Origin of the sequence: Methylobacterium sp. SyP6R (assembly GCF_019216885.1) — a bacterium.
GTDB lineage: Bacteria > Pseudomonadota > Alphaproteobacteria > Rhizobiales > Beijerinckiaceae > Methylobacterium.
Genome location: NZ_JAAQRC020000001.1, coordinates 6005805 through 6024115 on the forward strand (window position 1 = coordinate 6005805; position 18311 = coordinate 6024115).

An 18311-nucleotide genomic window follows, 5' to 3' on the forward strand; every position below is an offset into this window, starting at 1 on the left:
GCTTGCCCACCGGAAGCCGGGATGCCATGGCGCGGGGACGCGCCACGACGGACGGGGATCCCCGCAATGACCACAGCCCTCGCGCTGACACAGGGCGATCCGGCGGGGATCGGCCCGGAGATCACCCTGCGGGCCTGGCTCGCCCGGGAGGAGCACGGGCTCGCCCCGTTCTTCGTCATCGGCGACCCGGATTTCTTGAGCAAAATCGCGGCCCGGCTCGGCCTCGCGGTGCCCTTGTGCGAGGTCACGCCAGAGAGTGCGGCGCAGGCCTTTGCCCGGGCCTTGCCGGTGGTGCGGCTGCCCGGCGGCCTCACCGTCGCGGCGGAGCCCGGCGCCCCCGATCCGGCGAGCGCCGCCGGCACGCTCGCCTCGATCGACGAGGCGGTGCGGCTGGTGCAGGCGGGTCGCGCGCCGGCCCTCGTCACCAATCCGATCGCCAAGCACGTGCTCTACGAGGCGGGCTTCCGCCATCCCGGCCATACCGAGTATCTGGCGGCCCTCGCGGCCGAGCCCGGCGCGACCCCGCCGATGCCCGTGATGCTGCTGTGGTCCGAGGACCTGGCGGTGGTGCCGGTGACGATCCACGTGGCGTTGCGCCGGGTGCCGGAGCTCTTGACCGTAGACCTCGTGGTCGAGACCGCCCGCATCGTCGACCGCGACATGCGGGCCCGCTTCGGCCTGTCCGCCCCGCGCCTCGTGCTCGCCGGGCTCAACCCGCATGCGGGCGAGGCCGGCACGATGGGCCTGGAGGATCGCGACGTGCTGGCGCCCGCGATCGAGGCCTTGCGGGCGGAGGGCATCCGGATCACCGGCCCGCACCCGGCCGACACGCTGTTCCACGCCCGCGCCCGGGCCACCTACGACGTGGCGCTCGCCCCGACCCACGACCAGGCCCTGATCCCGATCAAGACACTCGCCTTCGACGAGGGCGTGAACGTGACCCTCGGGCTGCCGTTCCTGCGCACCTCGCCCGACCACGGCACCGCCTTCGATATCGCCGGCAAGGGCTTGGCCAAGCCCGACAGCCTGATCGCGGCCCTCAAGCTCGCCGGGCGGCTGACCCGGACGGGAGTGTCGGCATGAGCGCGCCGGACGGTCTGCCGCCGCTGCGGGAGGTGGTGCAGGCGCACGACCTGATGCCCCGCCGCTCGCTCGGCCAGAATTTCCTGTTCGACCTGAACCTCACCGGCCGGATCGCCCGCTCCTCGGGACCGCTCGACGGGGTGACGGTGGTCGAGGTCGGCCCCGGCCCCGGCGGCCTGACCCGGGCGCTGCTGATGCACGGCGCGGCGCGTGTGATCGCGGTCGAGCGCGATCCCCGCGCCCTGCCGGCGCTCGCCGAAATCGCCGCCCATTATCCCGGCCGCCTGGAGGTGGTGGAGGCCGATGCGCTCGAATTCGACCCGCGGCCGCTGATCGGCGAGGGCCCGGCCCGGATCGTCGCCAACCTCCCCTACAATGTCGGCACGCAGCTCCTCACCGGCTGGCTCACGGCGGAGGCCTGGCCGCCCTGGTGGGAGTCGCTGACCCTGATGTTCCAGCGCGAGGTGGCCGAGCGCATCGTCGCCGACGAGGGCGACCGGGCGAATTACGGCCGGCTCGGCGTGCTCTGCGGCTGGCGCACCAAGGCCCAGATCCTGTTCGACGTGCCGCCCGCGGCCTTCGTGCCGCCGCCCAAGGTGACGTCGAGCGTGGTGCGGCTGGTGCCGCGGCCCGAGCCCCTGCCGTGCCGGGTCCGGGCGCTCGAAACCGTGACCGGCGCCGCCTTCGGCCAGCGCCGCAAGATGCTGCGCCAGAGCCTCAAAGCCGCGACCCCCGACCCCGCCCGCCTGCTCGCCGCCGCCGGCATCCCCGAGACGGCAAGGGCCGAGGAGGTGCCGGTGGCAGGCTTCGTTGCGATGGCGCAGGTGCTCTGAGCCGAATTACGGACACGGGACACGACAGACCGATTTGGCCGCCTCGCCGGCCTCTCCCACCCGCGACCTCATCCTGAGGTGCCGCGTAGCGGCCTCGAAGGAGGGCTCCAAAGATCGCAGAGATTTCTGGAGCCCTCCTTCGAGGTCAGTCGATCTTTGGTCGACTAACACCTCAGGATGAGGTGGCAGGTGGGATGTTCGAATCTGTGGATGAACAGCACTGTCGTGGGCCGGGCATGCAGATTTGCTGAGATCTTCAGCCGTTCTGCATGGACGGGACGCCCCTCGGTCGCTTCGGTCGCAGGCGTATCGCCGCGTTATAAAAACGGTCGTTGAAAACGACCTTTGGTTCCGTTCTCGAATCTTCGCCAAGCCTCTGGCTTGGCGTCGAAAATTCGAGATGGGTCGACGGCCCCGTCGACCTCGGGCTCGGCCGGCGGCTTCACCTGGCCGCTCGCGGCCTGGGACGGGTCGCGCATCGCCCTGAGCACGTCGGCGATGGTCTCCTGCTCGGCGGCCTCGAAGCGCGCGAGCTGCTTCACGTCGTCGTCGGAGGCCTTCCGCAGCGCGACGCGGCTCGCCGCCAGGGAGGCGGAGCCGGCCGCCAGGGTGTCGGCGGCGTGCTCGGCCTCGGCCTCGCCCATCCGGGCGCCGGTATTGCCCGTCGCCGCCGCGGTCGGGCCGCCCTGCGGCTGCGCGATGGCCACTGTGACGAGGGAGGGTGTCGCCACGGCCGAGGCGATGGCGGTCGGTACGAGACGACGATGCATGGGACACCTTGCTCTTCGCGGTGAGACGCTCCCGCAGGATCCCGGGCGCGGGACTCCGAACCGGGCCCCCTGAGAGCAAGCGCTAACGAAACGACGAAAGAGGGGGTTTCAGCCTCGTCTTTCGGAAATCGCTCCAGCGCCTGCGAAGGGTGCGGTCCCGCTCCGTTCGCGCCCGCGGGCTACGCCCATCGGTGAGGTTACGCCGCCCGTCGCGAACGTGTCGTCTCGTGAGGACAAGGCCCGGGATCGATAAACCCCACGACCGGCGGGACGATCGCGGGATACGGAGGCTGAGGGTGACCACGATCTTCTTCGGACCGCCCGTCGCGGCGCAGGAGGCCCAGCAGGAAACCGCCAGGCAAGGGGGTGCCAGGCCGGTCGCGCCCATCTGCTGCTCGGCGATCGTCGTCTGCCACCTCGTCGACCGGCGCCGGGTGACGAAACCGTAATCTCCCGGCGAGGTCCGGGCCATAAGGCCACGCTTACTCTTTCTCCTCGGCGGCCCGACGGGCGGCCGCGCGAGGATCCGTGTCATGCGACGCACTCTCACTACCGGGGTTTTCGCCACCGTGACCCTGGCCGGGATCTTGAGCGCCGGGCTGCTCGGCACCGCCCTGGCGCAGGCGCCGCGGCCGGTGCAGGTCGCACATGCGGGCGACCATGCGGCCGATGGGGCGGGCCGGCACCGCCTCAGCGCCGAGGACGTCCAGGCCTTCACCGATGCGCGGGTCGCCGCCCTGCATGCCGGCCTGAAGCTCACGCCCGACCAGGAGAAGCTGTGGCCGCCGGTCGAGGACGCGATGCGCAACCTCGCCAAGGTCCGGCGCGACCAGCGCGAGGCCCGGCGCGGCGAGGATCACGATCCCGTGGCGGAGACGGCGCCGGACGCGATCCGGGCCCGGGCCGATGCCCTCGCGGCGCGCTCAGACGCCCTGCGCAAGCTCGCCGACGCCTCGCAGCCGCTCTACGCCACCCTCGACCAGGCGCAGAAGCAGCGCGCCGCGATGCTGGGCCGGCCGATGGGGCGGCATCACCACCCGGGTATGCACCGGCACCACCGCGACGACTGACCGCGTCCATCGACCGCCCGGACATCAAGGCCTCTCTCCTCGCCGCCCCGGCTCCTGCCGCGGGCGGCGCTGCCGCATGGCGCGCCCGCATGATGGAGCGCGCGCAACAATCCGCGCAATCCGCACGCAATCCGGCCATGCGATACCGGACGGCGCGGCGAAGCTCGGCAGAACCGAAACATCGGCCGGGACACCGCGAGGAAACGCGCCACGGCGGGCCATCGCGGCCGGTCGGACCCTCACGGGCCCGGACGGCACGATCGACCCAACCGACGAGCAGCCATGACAAACTGAGCGGCAACCAGCGGGAGAGGCAGATGGACAACGTCATCCGTCCGGATTTCCAGCGCGCAGCCAAGGCCCGGGCCGACGAAAACACGACACCCCGTGCCGGCGGTCCCGTGCAATACGTCAAGACCTACGGCGAGGTCGGGCCGCACGCCGTGTCGCTGGTGCGCGCCCGTTCGGGCCTGAAAGGCGACGTCTACCACGTCGTGATCGACACGCCCCGGGGCCAGGTCGGCCCGGTCGGCGTCGAGCCGGCGACCGAGGACGGCAAGTTCGATGCCGACCGCGTCGGCATGGCGGTGATGCGCACCCTCGAGTTGCTGGCCGGACGCCCGGGCGATTTCGACGTCGCCTGAGGCCAGGACCCGCCTCCCTCGCAACCCTCTCCCCCGTCCGCCGAAGGCCGCCCCGCGTGGACAGCCGGGGTGAGGCCGCGCCATCATGCGGGGCAGACGAGCGGGAGCGGGCGATGGCCGCGACAGAAGACACCTGGACCTATTTCGAGGGCGCCTGGCACCCGGGCAACGTGCGGATGATGGGGCCGCGCACCCATGCCGCCTGGCTCGCCTCGACGGTGTTCGACGGCGCCAGGGCCTTCGAGGGCGTGACCCCGGACCTCGACCTGCATCTCTCCCGGATCAACCGCTCGGCCGCCAATTTCGGCCTCGAACCGGTTGTCGCGGAGGGCACCTGGGCCGAATTGGTGCGGGACGGTCTGACGCGGTTCGCGCCCGACGCCGCGCTCTACATCCGGCCGATGTACTGGGCGGAAGGGGGGCTGGGCGGTGCGGTGCGGCTCGACCCCGCCTCGACCAATTGGTGCCTGTGCCTCTACGAGGCGCCGATGCCGCCGCCGACCGGGTTCACCGCCACCCTGTCGCCGTTCCGGCGCCCGACGCCGGACATGGCCCCCCTCGACGCCAAGGCCGGCTGCCTCTACCCGAACAGCTCGCGGGCGATCGCCGAGGCCGCCTCGCGCGGCTTCGGCAACGCCCTGATGCGCGATGCGCTGGGCAACGTCGCGGAATTCGCCACCGCCAACGTGCTGATGGCCCGTGACGGCGTGGTCTACACCCCGGTGCCGAACGGCACGTTCCTCGCCGGCATCACCCGGGGCCGGGTGATCGCGCTCCTGCGCGAGGCCGGGGTCACGGTGGTGGAGAAGACCCTCACCGTCGACGACCTGATGGCGGCCGACGAGGTGTTTTCGGTCGGCAACTACGCCAAGGTCGTGCCGGTGACCGCCCTCGACGAGCGGACCTTCGCGCCCGGCCCGCTGTTCGACAAGGCCCGCGAGCTGTACTGGACCTTCGCCCACCGGGGCTGATTCGCCTTTACGCCCCCGCTTCCTTCGCTACGGTTGCGGCAACGCAAGCGAAGGGAGTCGCGTGGGACAGATGATGGTCGTGCGGTTGGCGGTGGCGTGGGCGACGGTGGCGGCCTTCGCGGTGTTCGGCGGGGGCTGGCTCGGGGGGTTGGAGGCGCCGCTGGTGGCGGCGGGTATGTTCGCCTGGCTGTTCGCCGTCATCCTGTGGTCGGCCTTCGGGGTGGTGCACGAGGCCGAGGAACTGGCCGACCGCCTCGGCGAGCCCTACGGCACCCTGATCCTGACCTTGTCGATCGTCATCATCGAGGTGGCGCTGGTCGCCGCCGTGATGCTCGGGGCCAAGGCCGCCCCGACGCTCGGGCGCGACACGATGTTCGCCGTCATCATGATCGTGATGAACGGTCTCGTCGGGCTCGGGCTGATCCTCGGCGGCCTGCGCCACCACCGCCAGAACTACAACCTCGACGGGGCCGGCGCCTATCTGGCGGCGATCATCCCGCTCACCACCATCGCGCTCATCATCCCGAACTTCACCACCTCGACCCCGGACGGCTCGCTGACGGCGTTCCAGGCGGTGGCGTTCTCGGTGCTGACGGTGGTGCTCTACGGCATCTTCCTCCTGCTCCAGACCGGCCGGCACAGCGACTTCTTCACCGATTTCGTCCAGCCGGGCACGGTCGTGGAGAAGAAGGCGCCCCACCCCGATGCCGGCCGCGGGGCGATCCTGCGCCATGCCGGGCTGCTCCTCGTCAGCCTTTTGCCGATCGTGCTCCTGTCGAAGAGCCTCGCGGCGATCCTCGACCACGGCATCAAGGCGCTCGGCGCGCCCTCGGCGCTCGGCGGCGTCATCATCGCGGCCATCGTGTTCACTCCGGAGGGGATCAGCGCCGTCAAGGCGATCCGGCGCGACCAGCTCCAGCGGGCGATCAACCTCTGCCTCGGCGCCGTGACCTCGACGGTCGGCCTCACGGTGCCGGCGGTGCTGGTCATCGGCCTCGTCTCGGGCCAGCGGGTGGTGCTCGGCCTGGCACCGGCCGAGATGGCGGTGCTCGCCATGACGCTGCTGCTCAGCGTCATCACCTTCTCGCGCCAGGGCACGACGGTGCTGGAGGGCGCCGTCCACCTGGTGGTCTTCCTCACCTACCTGACGCTGATCTTCAGCCCGTGACGCGTGGGTGCCGGGGGCATGCCCCCGGCATTGTCAGACGTCGTAATCGCCCGGGGCGATGTCGGCGCTGCGCAGGAAGATCTGGAGGGCCGGCTGCATCGAGCGGTGCAGCCGGGCCGGATCCTCCACCGGGGCGCCGCCGAGCGCCCGGGCCATCGCTTCCTCCAGGGAGCCCGGCCCGTAGGGCGCCGGCAACGCCACTGCCGGGACGCCCCTGGCCTCGTCCCAGCCCATGGCGAGGCGGCGGATCAGGGCGATATGCTCCGGTCCCACCTCGAACACGATCTGCTCGGGCGAGGTGCCGGCCGCCTCGTCGCGAAACACGTCGGAGACGTGGGACAGGTCGAGCTTGGTCAGCGGGTTGTGGTAGCTGTAGCGGCCGGGCTTGAGGTCGGCGTGGTGCAGGAAGGCGACCAGCGCCTCGCCCACCGCCCGGTGCTCCTCCGCCGCGCCCTCGTCGTCGCCGGTGACGTTGGCGATGTCGCCGTCGCGGTCGAGGCTGCCATAGGGCGCGTCCGGATGGATCACCGGAGCGCCCTGCCCCGCCGGGTCCCAGGCCACGACCAGCCGCCGGATCAGGGCGATGCGCTCAAGCGTGATCTCGGTGGTGCGGCTGGTCATCGATGGGTCTCCGTGCGGAGCCCTCTGTAGAGCATCGGGGGGATGGGCGGGAGTCTCCGGCGTCCGACATCCTTCTCGTCTCCCTGCCTGAGCAGGACTGTTCGGGGAAAGAAGAGGCGCGGGTTTCCCCTCTCCCCGCGGGCGGGGAGAGGACTTCATCGACCTTGTCGTCGATGAAGTGAGCGGAGGCGGAAGCCGAAGCGAGGGTGAGGGGGTCTCGACGCGTGAGGCTCCTCTGGAAACACCCCCTCACCCTCGCCCTACGGGCTTCCTGAGCCCCTTCGGAGCTCAGGCCTCTCCCCGCCCGCGGGGAGAGGGGATTTCTCCGCGCCTCTTCCTTTAAGCAACAATTGATGAAGCGGCCTCGACTGTCCGGGCTCACCCGCCTTCAGTAACTTCGATCAAATCCCCAGATACACCCGCCTCACCTCCGGATCGTCCCGCAACGTCGCCGCCGGGCCCGAGAGCATCAGCCGCCCAGTCTGGAGCACGTAGGCCCGGTCGGCGATACTCAGCGATTCGGCCAGGCGCTGCTCGACCAGGAGGATCGTGGTGCCCGAGGCGCGGATCGCCTCGACGGCGGAAAAGATCTCGTCGACGAGCTTGGGCATGATGCCCTGCGAGGGCTCGTCGAGCATCAGCAGGCGCGGCCGGGTCATCAGGGCGCGGCCGATGGCGAGCATCTGCTGCTCGCCGCCCGAGAGAGTGCCGGCCCGCTGCGGCAGGCGCTCCTTCAGGCGCGGGAAGAGGGAGAAGACGCGCTCCAGCGGCGCCTCGCGGTCGGCTTCCTTGCGGTGGAGGTAGCTGCCGAGCCGCAGGTTGTCGGCGACGGAGAGGCGCGGAAACAGCCGCTTGTTCTCCGGCACGTAGGCGATGCCCTTCGCCGTGATGGCGTGGCCCGGCAACCCGTCGATCCGGGCGCCGTCGAACACCACCTCGCCGGATTTCGGCCGCTCCATGCCGGCGATCGACTTGAGCAAGGTCGACTTGCCGGCGCCGTTGGCGCCCGCCACGACGACGATCTCGCCGGTCTCGACCTCGATCGAGACGCCCTGGATGGCCAGGAGGCCCTGGTAGGCGGTGGAGAGCCCGCGGACCTCAAGCAGCACGGTGACGCTCCCCCAGATAGGCGGTGATGACGCCCTCATCGCGCACCACCTCGGTCGGGTGGCCTTCCGCCAGCACGCGGCCGAGATGCAGCACGACCGCGCGGTCGACCAGCGGCATCACCACCTCCATCACGTGCTCGACCATGATGACGGTGACGCCGCGGGCGGCGACCTTGCGGATCAGCTCGACCCCGGCCTTGGCCTCGCTTGGGGTGAGCCCCGTCAGCACCTCGTCGAGGAGAAGGAGCTTCGGCTCGGTGGCGAGCGCCCGGGCGACTTCGAGGCGCCGCTTCTCCGGCGGGGTCAGCTCCCCCGCCACCGCCTCGGCCCGATGGCTGAGGCCGGCGAAATCGAGGGTTTCCAGCGCCACGCGGCGGGCCGCGGCGGCGTTGGCGTGGCGGGAAAAGCCCCCGACGACGACGTTCTCGAGCACGTTCATCGAATCGAACGAGCGCGGCACCTGGAAGGTGCGGGCGATGCCGCGGCGGCAGCGCTCGGGGGCGGAGAGATCGGTGATGTCCTCGCCCCGGAAGACGATTCGTCCCTCGCTCGGCCGGTAGGTGCCGGAGATCAGGTTGAACAGGGTCGACTTGCCGGCGCCGTTCGGCCCGAGGAGCCCGAGGATCTGGCCCTCCGGCACGTCGAGACTGACATCCGCATTGGCGACGAGGCCGCCGAAGCGCAACGTGACGTGGTCGATGTGCAGCAAAGGTTCGCTCACGGCGTGGCCTCCTCGTTGCGGGCCTTGCGGGTGCGGCGAAACAGGCTGAGCACGCCTTCGGGCCGGGCAAGCGCCACCACCATCACCAGCACGCCGTAGAGCATCAGGTCGAGGCCGTTGCCGCTGCCGCCGAGATAGGAGCGGCTGATCTCGGTGAGCGGGATCAGGATTGCCGCCCCCACCAGCGGCCCCCACAGGGTGCCGATGCCGCCGAGCACCGCCGGGAGCGCGAAGAGCAGCGAGAAGCGGAAGCTCATCACGCTCTCGGGATCGATGTAGGAGACGTAGGCCGCGTAGAAGCCGCCGCCGATCGCGGTGAAGAAGGCGGAGACCGCGGCCGCCGCCATCTTGGAGCGGAAGACCTCGACGCCGAGGCTCTCGGCAGCCTGGGCGTCGTCCTTGACCGCGCGCCACCAATAGCCCCAGCGCGAGCCTTCGATCAGCCAGGTCACGAACCACACCAGAGCCAGCATGCCGACGGCGAAATGGACGTAGGGGATCTTGTCGCGGGCGAACTGGAGCGTCCACCACGAATCGGGGTTGAACGGCCACTGGATGCCCATCGCGCCGCCGACGAAGTCCCAGTTATGGACGAGCAGCAGGCCGATCTCCGCAATCACGATGGTGGCGATCGAGAAGTAGTGGCCGGCAAGCCGAAAGCACGGATAGCCGAGGATCAGCGCCACCGCCGCCGAGAGCAGGCCGCCCGCCAGCATGCCGAACCACGGCAACACGCCGTAATTGACGAACAGCACCGAGGTCGCGTAGGCGCCGAAGCCGAAATACAACGCATGGCCGAGCGAGACCTGGCCGCAATAGCCCCCTAGGATGTTCCAGCTCTGCGAGAGCGCGGCATACATCAGGGTCAGGATCAGGACATTCTGAAGGTAGACGTCGGTGATGCCGTAGGGAAGGGCTGCAAGCGCGGCGAAGACCAGGGCGGCGACGACCAGCTTGCGCCGGCGCTTGGCCGCATGGCTCGCCTCGGCCCGGACGAGGCTCGATCCCGGCGCGAGGGCGGTGGTCAGCGTGGTCATCAGAGCCTCCCGAACAGGCCTTGCGGCCGCACGAACACCACCGCGAGGTAGAGGGCGTAGACGCCGATGGATTTCAGGGCCGGCGGCAGGATCACCGCCGTGAGGGCCTCGACGAGGCCGACGATGATCCCGGCGACGAGCGCACCGGCCACGCTGCCGAAGCCGCCGAGCGCCACCGTGACGTAGGCGATCAGCGCGAAGCTCGCCCCGACCTGGGGGTGGATGTAGTAGAAGATCGCCAGCACGGCGCCGGCGAGGCCGACCAGCGCCGCGCCCAGGCCCCAGCCGAGGGCGAAGACCCGGTTGCGGTCGATGCCGACCAGCGCCACCGCGCCCTGGTCCTCACGGGTGGCCTCCAGCGCCCGGCCGAAATCGGTGCGGCTCATCAGCAGGTGCAGGCCGCCGAAGGCGGCGAGCGAGACGAAGGCGCCGAAGATCTGCGGCCAGGGCAGGAAGATGCCGCCGAGTTCGAGGGTGCGCCCGCCGAGCCAGGTGTTCTGGACGTTGCGGTAATCGGGCGTGAACAGGTACTGCGCGGCGCCCTGGAGCAGGATTGCGAGCCCGAAGGTCGCGAAGATCTGCACCATGCCCTGGTTGGCCTTGGCCCGCATGGCGAAGCGGACCACGCCGAGATAGGCGGCGGCCCCGAGCACGAAGAGCAGGGCGGCGACCAGCGGCATCAGCACCACCGGATCGAGATGGGTGACCAGCACCAGCCCGAAGGTCGCGTACATGGCCAGCATCAGGAACTCGCCATGGGCGAAGTTCACCACGTCCATCAGGCCGAAGATCAGCGAGAGGCCGACCGCGATCAGGGCATAGATCAAGCCCATCAGGAGGCCGCTCGCCAGCACCTGCACCAGGGCTTGCGTCGTCATGGGGGTGGGGGCTCCGGTGAGGTCGCGAAATGTTGGATCGACGGGCGCCAGGAATGGCGCAGGTTCCTCCTCTCCCCGCGGGCGGGGAGAGGGCTGCGTCTCCGTTCAGGAGATGCAGCGAGCCCGCAGGGCGAGGGTGAGGGGGTGTCTCCGGATGCGGCTCCTCCGGCACCACCCCCTCACCCTCGCTCCGGCTTCGCCTCCGCTTGCTGCTGCCCCGACAAGGGGCCAGCAGCCCTCTCCCCGCCCGCGGGGAGAGGGGAAACCTGCGCCATTTTCTCCCCCAGAAGGCCCTGCCGCCCGCGGGGAGAGAGGAAAGCGCGTCACCTCACACGTTCATCGGCCACTTGGCCGGCGCCACCGCGGCGGCTTCGGGGAACACGGTGACGAACTTGTCGCCGATCCATTGCAGCAGCACCGGGTCGGCATGGGTGTTCTGGCCGTCGGGCCCGAAGGCGACCTTGGTCCAGGGCATCACCGTGCGGGTGCCCGGGATGTCGGTGGCGGCGAGCGCGGCGCGGATCTTCTGGCCATCGGTCGAGCCGGCGCGGTCGAGGGCGTCGGCGAGCACGATCATCGCCATGAACTGGCGCGAGGAATTGTCGTTGAAGTCGCGGCCGGCCCGGGCCTTGTACATGTTGTTCACGGTCGCGACCATCGGACGCTTGGCGGCCAGGTCGAGGGAGAAGCTGCCCCGCGAGATCACGCCCTGGAGCTTGTCGCCGACGGCGTCGTAGGTGACCTTCTCGGAGAAGCCGGCGGCCTGGGCGATGATGCTCTTCGGCTTGTAGCCGAGTTCGGCCATCGTCTTGGTCAGGAGGATCGCGTCGGTGGTGTAGCTCGTCGGCAAGAGCACGTCGGCGTTGGCAGTCTTGAGCTGCTGCACCTCGGCGGTGAGCGAGGGCGAGTTGCTCTTGTACTTCACGTCGGCCACGAGCTTGTAGCCGCGCTCGGCGGCGAGCTTGCGCTGCACGGTCGAGGAATCGACGCCGTAGATCGTGTCCTCGAAGAACAGGGCGACCGAGTCGATCTTCTGGCCCCGCTTGCGCTGGGCATCCAGGAAGTCGAACATCGCGGTCGAGAACATCTCGTCGTGGGCGGCCGGGCGGAAGAAGAACTTCAGGCCCTTGCGGTGCAGGCTCGGCGACGAGGAATCGGCGCAGACGAAGGGCACGCCGTAGCGCTCGGCGGTGGCGCTCACGGTCGCCGAGACCGCCGACTGGTAGCAGCCGACGAGCGCCGCGACCTTGTCCTGGGTGATCAGGCGCTCGGCCTCGGCGCGGCCCTTCTGCGGGTCGGCCTGGTGGTCGGCGAAGACGAGGCGGATCTTGGCGCCGCCCATGCCGGCGAGGCCTGCGCCCTTGGCGCCCGGCAGGTCGAGGTCGTGGTCGTTGTTGATGAGGTCGAGCGCCGTCTCGATGGCGTGGCGGGCATCCACCCCGACCTGCGCGCTCGGGCCCGACATGGCGTAGAGCACGCCGACCACCACCTCGGGTGCCGCCGCGCGGGCGGGAGCGCCGCGCAAGCCCGCGAGCGACAGGGCGCCGGCCCCCACCAAGAGTTCTCGACGACGGATCATGCGCTGGCCTCCAAGAGGTGGGGATTTCATCCAAGCCTCATTCCGCCGGCTTTGAAAAGCCCGTGTCGAGGCTGTCACCAGCCCGAATGCGGAAACGATGCGCGAACGAGAGATCAAGACGAAAGAGCCGGGGACATCGTTCAGAGCACGGCGTATTCGCTGTTGCGCCGGTCGGTGATCAGCATGCAGCCCGGCGCGTGGGTGATGGCGAAGGCCGGCCGCACGGCGGCGATCACCGATTGCGGGGTGACGCCGCAGGCCCAGAAGACCGGGATCTCGTCGTCGCGGATCGCGACCGGGTCGCCGTAATCGGGCGCGCCGATATCGGAAATGCCGATCAGGTCCGGCCGGCCGAGATGGACCGGCGCGCCGTGGACGGAGGGAAACCGCGAGGTGATCTGCACCGCCCGGATGGCTTGTGCGGGCGTGAGCGGGCGCATCGACACCACCATCGGCCCGGAGAAGCGGCCGGCCGGGGCGCACGGGATGCTGGTGCGGTACATCGGCACCCGTACCCCCATCTCGACATGGCGCAACGGCAACCCGTCCTCGGCCAGGGCCGCCTCGAACGAGTAGGAGCAGCCGATCACGAAGGCCACGAGGTCGTCGCGCCAGAATTCCGCGACGGAGGCGCATTCCGCCGCCACCTCGCCGTCGCGCCAGACCCGGTAGGCGGGAATGTCGGTGGCGATGTCGAGGTCGAGGCCGAGTTCCGGGATGCTGCGCTCGCCCTTGGCCGAGACGCCGATGATCGGGCACGATTTCGGGTTGCGCTGGGCAAACAGCAGGAACTCGTCGGCGAGGTCGGCGGGCAGCACCGCGAGGTTGCCCTGGACGTAGCCGTCGGCGATGCCGGCGGTGCAGCCGGTGATGGCGCCGCTGCGGCAGGCCAGCCGCGCCGCCTCGCCGCTCATCCGCGCCCGATCGAAGGGAAGGGTCATCGCCGCTCCTTTACCCGGATGGGTCCGTGCTCACCGATGCGCCATGATCACCGGTTAGGCAGGTAAGCGCCAATCGTCATTTCGCATCGGTTCCGATAAGGTGAGCTTATCATCGCCAGTCAGGCTCGGCCGCCACCTCGCAGGCCAGCCGCGCCGCCGTCGCGGCGAGCCCGCAATCGGGCGCGTTCGGGTAGGTGGCGGTGAAGCCGATGTCGGGCAGGGCCGGCGCCGGGGCGATGATCCGCAGCGCGCCCTCGTCGAGGTCGCGCCGCACGACCTCGGGCGGGATCACCCCGATGCCGATCCCCTCCCGCGCCATCCGGACGATGGTGGAGAGCGAGGCGTTGCTGTGCAGGCGCGGCGGCGGCAGGTTCGACTGCGCCAGCATCTCGCGTAAGCACACGTAGGGGTTGGTGTTCTTCGGATAGGTGATGAGCGGATGCCGCAAGAGGGCCGCCAGGCTGACTTCGCCGGGGCCTAGGTCGAGGGACGGCGCGGCGATCCAGGCGAGCGACACGCTGCAGAGCGGCAGGTTGACCAAGCTCGGCATGGTGATCGGCCCGACCAGGAAGGCGAGGTCGAGGTCCCGGTTCAGGAGCGCGTCGCGCATGGTGGGCGAGATGTCGACCGCGATGTCGACGGTGACGCCCGGATAGGCCTCGTTCATCCGGGCGATGAAGCGCATCAGCCAGGTATGGACGATGGTCTCCGAGACGCCGAGCCGCAGCACGCCGCGCAGCGAGCCGGGCCCGGCCACCGCCTGCATCATCTCGGTGCGCAGGCGCAGGAAGCGCTCGGCGTAAGGAAGGAGGTCGCGGCCCTTGGCCGTCAGCACCACCGAGCGGGCGCGCCGCTCGAACAGCCGCACGCCGAATTCCTCCTCCAGGGCCGCGATCCGCTGCGACACCGCCGGCTGCGAGGTGTTCATCCGTTCCGCCGCCTTGCGGAAGCTGCACAGCGAGGCCGTCCAGTAGAAGATTTCGAGGCTTCTCAGGTCCGCCATGCTCCGTCCCGGTTCGCGACGGGACAGTGTGGAGCAAGGTTCGGACCATGCCAAATTCCGGCGGCGGCCCGGTCCTCAAGCCGGAAGCACCACCACCTTCGTCTTCACCGGCGTCTGCGCGTAGAGGTGGATCATGTCCTGGCTCAGCAGGCCGACGCAGCCGCTGGTGATCCCTGAGCCGATCGATTCCGGGTCGCTGCTGGCGTAGATCGTGTAGAGCGTGTAGGCGCCGTTCTGGTAGAGGTGCAGGGTCCGGGCGCCGAGCGGGTTGTCGAGACCGCCCGGCATGCCGCGAGCCCATTTGGCGGCTTCCGGCTGGCGCTTGATCATCTCCCGGGGCGGGGTCCAGGTCGCCCATTCGCTCTTGCGCCCGACATAGGCGTCGCCGCTCCAGCGGAACCCGTCGCGGCCGACATTGGCGCCGTAGCGGGTGGCGGTCCCGCCTTCCTCGATTCGGTAGACGTAGTAATTGGCCGGATCGACGATGATCGTCCCGGGCGCTTCCTTCGAGGCGTATTGTACCGTGCGGCGATAGTATTTCGGATTGACCTTGCTGACGTCGACCGCGGGAATCGGAAATTTTTCGGTCGGCACCGGCCCGTAGAGCGCCGAGGCCTCGGCGAGGCTCATCCCGTCGGTGGTCGCGCAGCCGGCGAGCCCGAGCCCGCCGAGGCTCGCCGCGCCGAGCAGGAAGGAACGGCGGTGAAGCAGGCTCCTCTGGCCGGCGCCGTCGGTCCCGGCATGTCCGCTCTCGACAATCATGGTTCGAAGTCCCGTGCCGTATCGTCCGACGAGAGATGTCTCGGGCATCCACCCGCGGAGCGCCTATATCGGGCGGAACCTGCCGTCTTACGGCCCAGCTGGCAAGCCTCGACCGTCCGGCGCACGGACGCGAGGTTTGCACCATCCCCTGCGCCCGCCCACACTCGTCCCATGCTGCCGACCTTGCCGCCCCGCTCGCTCCGCGCCCACCTCCTCGCCCTCTGGGTCCTGATCCTCGCCTCGGCGGCGGCCACCGCCTACCTGCTCTACGAGTTCTATACCCAGTCGGCCGCCGTGCAGGTCGCCCAGTCCGAGCTTCAGGTCGCCCGCGCCTGCCGCGAGATCGGCGACCGGTTCGCCTTCTTCGGCACCGGCTGGAGCGGCGGCGTCGCCGATCCCGACGAGACCCTGAAGCACCAGCTCACCGACGTGGTGGTGACGGCGCTCGCCAGCCATCCGGGGGTGGAGGGCGGGATCTGGACCGCCGCCGGCGGGTCGGCGGCCTACGCCTTCCCGACCTACGAGGGCACCGGGCCGAAAACCGACCTGCCCTCGGCCGAGATCGAGACGATCCGGCGCATCAACGCCGAGTCCCTGAGCGCCGAGCGGCCGGTGGCAGCGCGGCGGGCCTCCCGCACCCAGACCCTGGTGGTGCAGGGCTGCCCGTTGCGCGGTCCGATCCAGGGGGCGACGGCCTGGACCATGGCGCGGGTCCATACCGACGAGGGCCGAGCCTACGGCCAGCTGCTGGCCGGGTTCGGCTTCCTGGCCGCCACCGTGCTCGGCTCGGCCCTGCTCCTCGGGCGGCTGCTCCTGGTGCTCGGCCGGCGCATCGCCCGGCTCGAAGGACAACTCGGGCACGAAGCGGACGAAGGCGAGCTGCCCCGCCTGGAATCGACGGGCCTGCGCGAGCTCGACCGGCTGGTGGAAGCACTGAACGCCGCCGGCACCCGCCTCGCCGCCGCCCGCCACCGTGCCGCGGAGGCCGAGCGGCTCGCCGCCGTCGGGCAGCTCGCGGCCGGCATCGCCCACGAGATCCGCAATCCCCTGGCGGCGATCCGGCTCAAGGCCGAGAACGCGCTCGCGAGCGCCGATCCGGCGCGGGCCCGGGCCGCCCTCGACCTCGTGCTCGATCAGGTCGCCCGCCTGGACCGCCTGTTGCGCGACCTCCTGAGCCTGACCCAGCCGCGCCGGCCGGCCACAGGCCCCACCGATCTCGGCCTCGTGCTGCGCGACTGCATCCACCTCCATGACGATCTCGCCCGGGCGCACGGCGTGCGGATTACGGTGGAGGCGGCGCCCCCTGAGCCCGTGCCCCTCGACGAGGGGCAAATCCGCCGCGCCCTCGACAACCTCGTGCTCAACGCGATCCAGCACAGCCCGGCCGGCGGCACGGTGCGGCTCTCCGGGACGCGGGAGGGCGAGAGGCTGCGGATCCGGGTGACGGACGAGGGTCCGGGCGTGCCGGAGGCTTTGCGGGGCCGGCTGTTCGAGCCCTTCGTCACCGGCCGCCCGGACGGGACCGGGCTCGGGCTGGCGATCGTGCGCGAGATCGCCCGCGCCCATGGTGGACAGGCGCGGCTCGCCGCCCCACCTCCCGATGGTCCGGGTCCCGGCGCGACCTTCGAGCTCGATCTGCCATGGCCCGCCCCTCCCCCGGCACCGTACCCGCCCGCATCCTGATCGTCGACGACGAGCCGGCCCTGCGCGAGGGCCTGGCCGAGACGGTGAGCGATCTCGGCCACCATCCCGTCCTCGCCGCCTCCGGCGCGGAGGCGCTGGCGCGGGTCGCGGCCGATCCGGCGATCGCCGCGGTGCTGCTCGATCTGCGCATGCCGGGCGGGCTCGACGGGATGGCGGTGCTCCAGCGCCTGCGGGCCGGGCCCCGGCCGCCGCCGGTGGCGGTGCTGACCGCCTATGCCAGCGCCGAGAACACCATCGAGGCGATGCGGCTCGGCGCCTACGACCACCTGACGAAGCCGGTCGGCCGGGCGGACCTCGCCGGGCTCCTCGGCGGCATGCTGGCCCTGTCGGCCTGCACGGCGTCGCAAGGGCCCGCTCCGGCACCCGCCTCCGCATTGATAGGCTCCAGCGAGGCGATGCGGCGGGTGCAGAAGACTGTCGGCCTCGCCGCCGACAGCGACGCGACGGTCTTGCTCCAGGGCGAGACCGGCACCGGCAAGGAAGTGGCGGCCCGCGCCCTCCACGCCTTCGGCCGCCGGCAGGGCGGGCCCTTCGTGCCGGTGAATTGCGCGGCGATTCCCGCCGACCTCCTCGAGAGCGAGCTGTTCGGGCACCTGCGCGGCGCCTTCACGGGGGCGACGGGCGACCGGCCCGGGGCCTTCCGGGAGGCGGAGGGCGGCACGCTCTTCCTCGACGAGATCGGCGACATGCCGCCCGCGATGCAGGCCAAGATCCTGCGGGTGCTCCAGGAGCGGGTGGTGACGCCGGTCGGCGGCCGGCCCGTCCCGGTCACCGTCCGGGTGGTGGCCGCCACGCACCGCGACCTGCCGCGCCTCGTGGCGGAGGGCGGCTTCCGCCAGGACCTGTTCTACCGCCTCAACGTGGTGCCGATCACCCTGCCGCCCCTGCGCGAGCGCCTGGCCGACATCCTGCCGCTGGCCGAGCATTTCCTGGGCCTCTGTGATGCGGGGCAGAAACGCCTCGGGCCAGAGGCCGCAGCCGCGCTGATGCGCCATCCCTGGCCCGGCAACGTGCGCGAGTTGCGCAACGTGATCGAGCGGGCGGCGGTGCTGGCCCGCGGCGCGGTGATCGGCGCGGACGACCTCGGTCTCGCGGAGACCGGCCCTCCGGGCGAAGCGCCGGACGTCCTGCCGGCCTGGCTCGACGGCGACTTGCCGGGGGCGGTGGCGCGGCTCGAGGAGGCGATGATCCGCCGGGCCCTGCGCGCGAGCGGCGGCAACCGCGCCCGGGCGGCAAAGCACCTCGGCATCCAGCGCCAGCTCCTCTACGCCAAGATCGAGCGCTACGGCCTGCGCGATCCCGAGATGTCGGGAAACCCGACGGACGATGTCGCGAATCCCGACGCCTGACCCCGCACCCGCACGGCATTTCCGAGTTTCTTCAATTGCTTAGCGTCTGGCACGGGAGTTGACAGGGG

Annotated in this window: 19 protein-coding genes; 9 read left to right on the forward strand and 10 right to left on the reverse strand. The window is 70.8% G+C overall.

Translation table 11 applies throughout. The features are described from left to right. Window positions 1–66: 66 nt before the first annotated feature. Complete coding sequence (gene pdxA, locus HBB12_RS27590; RefSeq protein ID WP_236992288.1) at window positions 67–1083, forward strand: 4-hydroxythreonine-4-phosphate dehydrogenase PdxA; 1017 nt, start codon at window positions 67–69, stop codon at window positions 1081–1083. Next, complete coding sequence (rsmA, locus tag HBB12_RS27595) at window positions 1080–1916, forward strand: 16S rRNA (adenine(1518)-N(6)/adenine(1519)-N(6))-dimethyltransferase RsmA (protein ID WP_236992289.1); 837 nt, start codon at window positions 1080–1082, stop codon at window positions 1914–1916. Before pdxA ends, rsmA begins: the two co-directional genes overlap by 4 nt. A 317-nt stretch (window positions 1917–2233) precedes the next feature. Here the strand turns inward: rsmA and HBB12_RS27600 are convergent, their stop codons facing one another. Beyond that, the gene (locus HBB12_RS27600) at window positions 2234–2686 is read right to left on the reverse strand and encodes a DUF4142 domain-containing protein (RefSeq protein WP_236992290.1); all 453 of its coding nucleotides are present in this window, start codon (window positions 2684–2686) and stop codon (window positions 2234–2236) included. Between the two features lie 296 nt (window positions 2687–2982). Here HBB12_RS27600 and HBB12_RS27605 point away from each other — a divergent pair, with 296 nt between their 5' ends. The 5 genes from HBB12_RS27605 to HBB12_RS27625 all read left to right on the forward strand — a co-directional run bounded on the left by HBB12_RS27605 (window position 2983) and on the right by HBB12_RS27625 (window position 6539). Then, window positions 2983–3135 carry a hypothetical protein gene (locus HBB12_RS27605; protein WP_236992291.1) on the forward strand — a complete coding sequence of 51 codons (153 nt, stop codon included), beginning with the start codon at window positions 2983–2985 and terminating at the stop codon, window positions 3133–3135. An 84-nt stretch (window positions 3136–3219) separates the two neighbouring features. Next, window positions 3220–3756: a Spy/CpxP family protein refolding chaperone gene (locus HBB12_RS27610; RefSeq protein WP_236992292.1), complete on the forward strand. Its 537-nt coding sequence runs from the start codon at window positions 3220–3222 to the stop codon at window positions 3754–3756. A gap of 317 nt (window positions 3757–4073) precedes the next feature. Further along, entirely contained in the window at window positions 4074–4400 is a 327-nt protein-coding gene (locus HBB12_RS27615) for a hypothetical protein (protein WP_236992293.1), read from the forward strand. A 113-nt stretch (window positions 4401–4513) separates the two neighbouring features. Further along, a complete protein-coding gene (locus tag HBB12_RS27620; RefSeq protein WP_236992294.1) occupies window positions 4514–5371 on the forward strand; it encodes a branched-chain amino acid aminotransferase in 858 nt (285 codons plus the stop codon). Between the two features lie 70 nt (window positions 5372–5441). Further along, the gene (locus HBB12_RS27625; protein WP_236992918.1) at window positions 5442–6539 is read left to right on the forward strand and encodes a calcium:cation antiporter; all 1098 of its coding nucleotides are present in this window, start codon (window positions 5442–5444) and stop codon (window positions 6537–6539) included. A gap of 33 nt (window positions 6540–6572) precedes the next feature. On the opposite strand, the gene HBB12_RS27630 is transcribed toward HBB12_RS27625, so the two are convergent. The 9 genes from HBB12_RS27630 to HBB12_RS27670 all read right to left on the reverse strand — a co-directional run bounded on the left by HBB12_RS27630 (window position 6573) and on the right by HBB12_RS27670 (window position 15190). Then, on the reverse strand, window positions 6573–7160 hold the full coding sequence (locus HBB12_RS27630) for a hypothetical protein (protein WP_236992295.1): 588 nt from the start codon (window positions 7158–7160) through the stop codon (window positions 6573–6575). A 401-nt stretch (window positions 7161–7561) separates the two neighbouring features. After that, window positions 7562–8266 carry an ABC transporter ATP-binding protein gene (locus tag HBB12_RS27635; RefSeq protein WP_236992919.1) on the reverse strand — a complete coding sequence of 235 codons (705 nt, stop codon included), beginning with the start codon at window positions 8264–8266 and terminating at the stop codon, window positions 7562–7564. Beyond that, complete coding sequence (locus tag HBB12_RS27640; protein WP_236992296.1) at window positions 8259–8990, reverse strand: ABC transporter ATP-binding protein; 732 nt, start codon at window positions 8988–8990, stop codon at window positions 8259–8261. The genes HBB12_RS27635 and HBB12_RS27640 overlap by 8 nt, the downstream gene beginning before the upstream one ends. After that, window positions 8987–10027 (reverse strand): branched-chain amino acid ABC transporter permease, encoded by a 1041-nt coding sequence (locus HBB12_RS27645; RefSeq protein ID WP_236992297.1) that lies wholly within the window; start codon window positions 10025–10027, stop codon window positions 8987–8989. The genes HBB12_RS27640 and HBB12_RS27645 overlap by 4 nt, the downstream gene beginning before the upstream one ends. After that, window positions 10027–10905, reverse strand: coding sequence for a branched-chain amino acid ABC transporter permease (locus HBB12_RS27650; RefSeq protein WP_236992298.1), 879 nt, complete (start codon window positions 10903–10905; stop codon window positions 10027–10029). The genes HBB12_RS27645 and HBB12_RS27650 overlap by 1 nt, the downstream gene beginning before the upstream one ends. Window positions 10906–11233: 328 nt before the next feature. Beyond that, entirely contained in the window at window positions 11234–12484 is a 1251-nt protein-coding gene (locus HBB12_RS27655) for an ABC transporter substrate-binding protein (protein ID WP_236992299.1), read from the reverse strand. Between the two features lie 140 nt (window positions 12485–12624). After that, window positions 12625–13425: a putative hydro-lyase gene (locus HBB12_RS27660; protein ID WP_236992300.1), complete on the reverse strand. Its 801-nt coding sequence runs from the start codon at window positions 13423–13425 to the stop codon at window positions 12625–12627. Between the two features lie 109 nt (window positions 13426–13534). Next, window positions 13535–14428, reverse strand: coding sequence for a LysR family transcriptional regulator (locus HBB12_RS27665; protein ID WP_236992301.1), 894 nt, complete (start codon window positions 14426–14428; stop codon window positions 13535–13537). A 75-nt stretch (window positions 14429–14503) separates the two neighbouring features. Then, window positions 14504–15190 carry a L,D-transpeptidase gene (locus HBB12_RS27670; RefSeq protein ID WP_236992302.1) on the reverse strand — a complete coding sequence of 229 codons (687 nt, stop codon included), beginning with the start codon at window positions 15188–15190 and terminating at the stop codon, window positions 14504–14506. Window positions 15191–15361: 171 nt separating this feature from the next. Here HBB12_RS27670 and HBB12_RS27675 point away from each other — a divergent pair, with 171 nt between their 5' ends. Further along, window positions 15362–16873, forward strand: coding sequence for a sensor histidine kinase (locus HBB12_RS27675; protein WP_236992303.1), 1512 nt, complete (start codon window positions 15362–15364; stop codon window positions 16871–16873). Beyond that, window positions 16831–18243, forward strand: a complete 1413-nt coding sequence (locus HBB12_RS27680) for a sigma-54-dependent transcriptional regulator (RefSeq protein WP_236992304.1) — start codon at window positions 16831–16833, stop codon at window positions 18241–18243. Before HBB12_RS27675 ends, HBB12_RS27680 begins: the two co-directional genes overlap by 43 nt. Window positions 18244–18311 lie beyond the last annotated feature (68 nt).